5 protein-coding genes are annotated in these 4,594 nt (G+C 71.5%); 2 read left to right on the top strand and 3 right to left on the bottom strand.

The window, feature by feature from the left end:
- Positions 1–56: 56 nt before the first annotated feature.
- Entirely contained in the window at positions 57–461 is a 405-nt protein-coding gene (locus SSNG_RS05250) for a DUF5997 family protein (protein WP_007262759.1), read from the bottom strand.
- Between the two features lie 58 nt (positions 462–519).
- On the opposite strand from SSNG_RS05250, the gene SSNG_RS05245 reads away from it, so the two are divergent.
- Positions 520–1,320 carry a LysR substrate-binding domain-containing protein gene (locus tag SSNG_RS05245; protein WP_007262758.1) on the top strand — a complete coding sequence of 267 codons (801 nt, stop codon included), beginning with the start codon at positions 520–522 and terminating at the stop codon, positions 1,318–1,320.
- Here SSNG_RS05245 and SSNG_RS05240 read toward each other — a convergent pair.
- On the bottom strand, positions 1,317–2,399 hold the full coding sequence (locus tag SSNG_RS05240; RefSeq protein WP_206731370.1) for an IS630 family transposase: 1,083 nt from the start codon (positions 2,397–2,399) through the stop codon (positions 1,317–1,319). The genes SSNG_RS05245 and SSNG_RS05240 overlap by 4 nt on opposite strands.
- Positions 2,400–2,549: 150 nt before the next feature.
- On the opposite strand from SSNG_RS05240, the gene SSNG_RS05235 reads away from it, so the two are divergent.
- A complete protein-coding gene (locus SSNG_RS05235; protein WP_007262756.1) occupies positions 2,550–3,950 on the top strand; it encodes an NADP-dependent succinic semialdehyde dehydrogenase in 1,401 nt (466 codons plus the stop codon).
- A gap of 11 nt (positions 3,951–3,961) precedes the next feature.
- Here SSNG_RS05235 and SSNG_RS05230 read toward each other — a convergent pair whose 3' ends face one another.
- Positions 3,962–4,555: a TetR/AcrR family transcriptional regulator gene (locus tag SSNG_RS05230; RefSeq protein WP_007262755.1), complete on the bottom strand. Its 594-nt coding sequence runs from the start codon at positions 4,553–4,555 to the stop codon at positions 3,962–3,964.
- Between the last annotated feature and the right edge of the window lie 39 nt (positions 4,556–4,594).

Genomic DNA, 4,594 nt, shown 5'->3' with positions numbered 1-4,594 from the left:
GAAGTCGTCCGCGTGGTCTTCGACCCGGCCAACATCGTGCCCCGTGGTGGCGGGGGTCAGTCCTGCTTCCCGGCGCGCCGGGCCGCGTCCTGCGCCTGCTTCTCCTTGATCCGCACCGCTTCCTTGCGGACCTCGGCCTGGGTGGAGCGCTCCTTCTGCAGCCACTCCGGGTTCTCCTGCTTGATCGCCTCGATCTGCTCGGTGGTGAGCGCCTCGGTGACCCCGCCGCGCGCGAGACCGGCGATGGAGACGCCCAGCTTCGAGGCGACCACCGGACGCGGGTGCGGGCCGTTGCGCCGCAGCTCCACCAGCCAGGCCGGCGGCTCGGCCTGGAGTGCGTTCAGCTCGGCGCGCGAGACCACGCCCTCCTGGAACTCTGCGGGGGTGGCCTCGAGGTACACACCCAGCTTCTTCGCCGCGGTCGCGGGCTTCATCGTCTGGGTGCTCTGGTGCGACGTCATGGGGTCAAGGGTATCGAGCATGTGCGCTACCTCCGACCACGACCGGTAGCCTTGCGGGGTGACAGGCTCGGATACACCCCCTTCGTTCCGGCTCGCCTACGTCCCGGGAGTGACGCCCACCAAGTGGGTGCGGATCTGGAACGAGCGGCTGCCCGACGTCCCGCTGACCCTCGTCGGAGTGCCCGCCGCCGAGGCGTTCGCCGCGCTGCGCACCAGCGACGCCGACGCCGGGTTCGTACGGATGCCGGTGGACGGGGCGGACCTCAGCGCGATCCCCCTCTACACCGAGACGACCGTCGTGGTCGTCCCGAAGGACCACGTCGTGGCCGCCGTCGAGGAGATCACCACCGAGGACCTCGCCGACGAGATCGTGCTGCACCCCCTGGACGACGTCCTCCCCTGGGAGACCCTGCCCGGACGCCCCGCCTTCGAGCGGCCCGCCACCACGGCGGACGCCGTCGAGCTGGTCGCGGCGGGCATCGGCGTCCTCGTCGTCCCGCAGTCCCTGGCCCGCCTGCACCACCGCAAGGACCTCACCTACCGCACGGTCTCCGACGCCCCCGCCTCGCGGATCGCCCTGTCCTGGCCCGAGGAGAAGACCACCGACCTGGTGGAGGAGTTCATCGGGATCGTCCGCGGCCGGACCGTGAACAGCACCCGCGGCCGCCAGCCCACCCCGCCGCAGCCCAAGCAGCGCAAGGCCACCGGGGGCGCCGGCGGCAAGGCGGGCGGCGCCAAGGCCGGCGGCGCGAAGACGGGCGGCGGCAAGCCCGCCGCGCGCTCCGGAGGCAAGCCCGCGGCGAGGTCGGGCGGCAAGCCCGCCGCCAAGCGGGGCGGCAAGCCGCGCGGGCGCCGCTAGTGTTCTGAGTCTGGAATTCTGTTCAGATAGCTGGCGAGGCGTTCAAGGATCTCGTCCGCAGTCTTGGTCCACACGTAGGGCTTCGGGTCGCGGTTCCACGTGGCGATCCAGTCGCGGATGTCCTTCTCCAGGGCCTGGACGGATTTGTGAACGCCTCGCCGTATCTGCTTGTTGGTCAGCTCGGCGAACCACCGCTCCACCAGGTTCAGCCAGGACGATCCGGTGGGCGTGAAGTGCAGGTGGAACCGGGGGTGCGCCAGCAGCCACTTCTTGATGTCCGGGGTCTTGTGGGTGGCGTAGTTGTCCAGCACGAGGTGGACCTCGAGGCCGGTCGGGACTTCCTTGTCGAGCTTGACGAGGAACTTCTTGAACTCCTCGGCACGGTGGCGGCGGTGCAGGGATCCGATCACCTTGCCGGTGGCGACCTCGAGGGCGGCAAAGAGGGTGGTGGTGCCGTGCCGGACGTAATCCGCCGTCCGCCGCTCGGGCACCGCCGGCATCATCGGCAGCACCGGCTGAGACCGGTCCAAGGCCTGGATCTGCGACTTCTCGTCGACGCAGAACACAAGGGCCCGCTCCGGCGGATCCAGGTACAGGCCGACGACATCGTGGACCTTGTCGACGAAGTACGGATCCGTCGACAGCTTGAACGTCTCGGACCGGTGCGGCTGAAGGCCGAACGCCCGCCAGACACGCGACACCGTCGACTGAGACAGACCCGTCTCCTTGGCCATCGACCGCGTGGACCAGTGCGTCGCCCCCTTCGGCGTCGACTCCAGCGTCTTGGTGACCAAGGCGGCGACCTGCTCGTCCGTCACCGTCCTGGGCCCGCCCGAACGCGGCATGTCCCCGAGGCCCGCGATCCGGTACTGCACGAAACGGGCCCGCCAGCGGCCCACCGCCTGAGGCGTGGAACCCACCAGGGCCGCAACGTCCTTGTTCGTCGCGCCTTCGGCGCAGGCCAGGATGATTCGGCAGCGCAAGGCCCACGCCTGAGGCGTCGAACGGCGCCGCACCCAGCCCTCGAGCGCGGCCCGCTCCTCATCGGTCAACACCAACTCGGCCTTCGGCCGCCCCATCGCCATACCGAAAGCCTACATCTAAACAGAATTCCAGACTCAGAACACTAGGGGGCGTCCGCGAAGTCCCGCCTGCCCCGCGGACGCCCGGCACGCACGACGGCCGGTCCTCGCGTTGCGGGGGCGGGGCCCGGCGGGCAAGGTCGGAGCATGCCCATCGCCACCGTCAACCCCACGACGGGCCGGACGCTGCTCTCCTTCGACGCCCTCGACGCCGCCGGCGTCGAACGCTGCCTGGCCCTGGCCGCGCGCACGGCCGCGACGTACCGGCGCACCTCCTTCGCCGAGCGCTCCGCGCTGCTCGAACGCGCCGCGGACCTGCTGGAGGCGGAGGCCGAGGACGTCGCCCGCACCATGACCGTCGAGATGGGCAAACCCCTCGCGGCGGCCCGCGCGGAAGCCGCCAAGTGCGTCAAGGCGATGCGCTGGTACGCGGCCCGCGCCGAGTCGCTCCTCGCCGACGAGCACCCCACCGACGCCGACGTCCGCGACGCGGGCGCCTCGGCCGTACGGGTCCGCTACCGGCCCCTGGGCGTGGTGCTCGCCGTCATGCCGTGGAACTTCCCGCTCTGGCAGGTCGTGCGCTTCGCCGCACCCGCGCTGATGGCCGGCAACGTGGGCCTGCTCAAGCACTCGTCGAACGTCCCCCAGACGGCCCTGTACCTCGGCGACCTCTTCCAGCGGGCGGGCTTCCCGCAGGGTTGTTTCCAGACCCTGCTCATCGGCTCGGGCCCCGTCGAGGGCATCCTGCGCGACCCCCGCGTGGCGGCGGCCACCCTGACGGGCAGCGAACCGGCCGGGCGCGCCGTGGCGTCCGTAGCGGGGGACGAGGTCAAGAAGACCGTCCTGGAGCTCGGCGGCAGCGACCCGTACATCGTGATGCCCTCGGCCGACATCGCCCGGGCGGCGCGGACGGCGGTGACCGCGCGGGTGCAGAACAACGGGCAGTCCTGCATCGCCGCCAAGCGGTTCATCGTCCACACCGACGTCTACGAGGAGTTCGCCCGCCTCTTCACCGACGGCATGCGGGCGCTCACCGTCGGCGACCCCATGGAGGAGTCCACCGACGTCGGCCCGCTGGCCACCGAGAGCGGCCGCGCCGACGTGGAGGAGCTGGTCGACGACGCCGTGCGCCACGGGGCCACGGTCCTGTGCGGGGGCCGCCGCCCGCCCGGCCGCCCCGACGGCTGGTTCTACGAGCCGACGGTGCTGGCCGACGTCACCCCCCAGATGCGCGTCGACCTGGAGGAGACCTTCGGCCCCGTCGCCACCCTCTACCGGGTGGACAGCCTGGACGAGGCCGTCGAGCGGGCCAACCGCACGCCCTTCGGACTCAGCTCCAACGTGTGGACCCGGGAGGACTCCGACCTGGAGCGCTTCGTCGCCGAGCTCGAAGCGGGCGGCATCTTCGTCAACGGGATGACCGCCTCCCACCCGGCCCTGCCCTTCGGCGGGGTCAAGCGGTCCGGGTACGGGCGGGAGCTGTCCGGGCACGGCATCCGCGAGTTCTGCAACATCACCACCGTCTGGGAGGCCGCGGAGCAGGGGTGACGGCCGGCCGGTCAGTCCTCCATCAGCCCCACGACGTGCTCGGTGATCATGTCGAGGATCGCCGCGGCGGCCTTCTCGTCGCCGAGGACCAGCACGCTCAGGGTCAGCCCGTCGGTCATGGCCGCCAGGTACCGGGCCAGGACGGGGGCCGGGACCTTCGGCGCGAGCTCCATGTCCCGGCACAGCTGCCCGATCAGCTCCTCGTACGTCTGGCAGTACAGCTCGTACTGGCGGCGGGCCAGGTGCTCGAACCCGGGCCGGCGCAGGGCGTACTGGGTGAGCTCGTAGGTGAGCATGTGCTCGCCGGGCTGGGCGCCCACGTGGTCCCAGTACGCCTGGAAACCGGCCCGGACGGTCTCGCGGAGGGTGGGTTTCGGCCGGATCGCCTCCCGCACCACGGAGACGTAGTGCGCGGTGATCGCGCCGAGGACGGATTCCAGCAGCTCCTGCTTGGAGTCGAAGCAGTAGTGGAAGACGCTCAGGGACACGCCGGCCTCGGCGGCGATCGAGCGGGTCGTGGTCCGGGCGACGCCGTCACGGGTCATCGCGCGGATCGCCGCCTCGGTCAGCTGGGCGCGCCGCTCGGCCGACGGCATGCGGGGCATGGAACTCCTCGGGGTGGGGGCCTTCGGGTACGGCGGCGG

The organism is Streptomyces sp. C, assembly GCF_000158895.1.
Classification (GTDB): domain Bacteria; phylum Actinomycetota; class Actinomycetes; order Streptomycetales; family Streptomycetaceae; genus Streptomyces; species Streptomyces racemochromogenes.
This window is presented reverse-complemented; position numbering and strand designations above follow the sequence as displayed.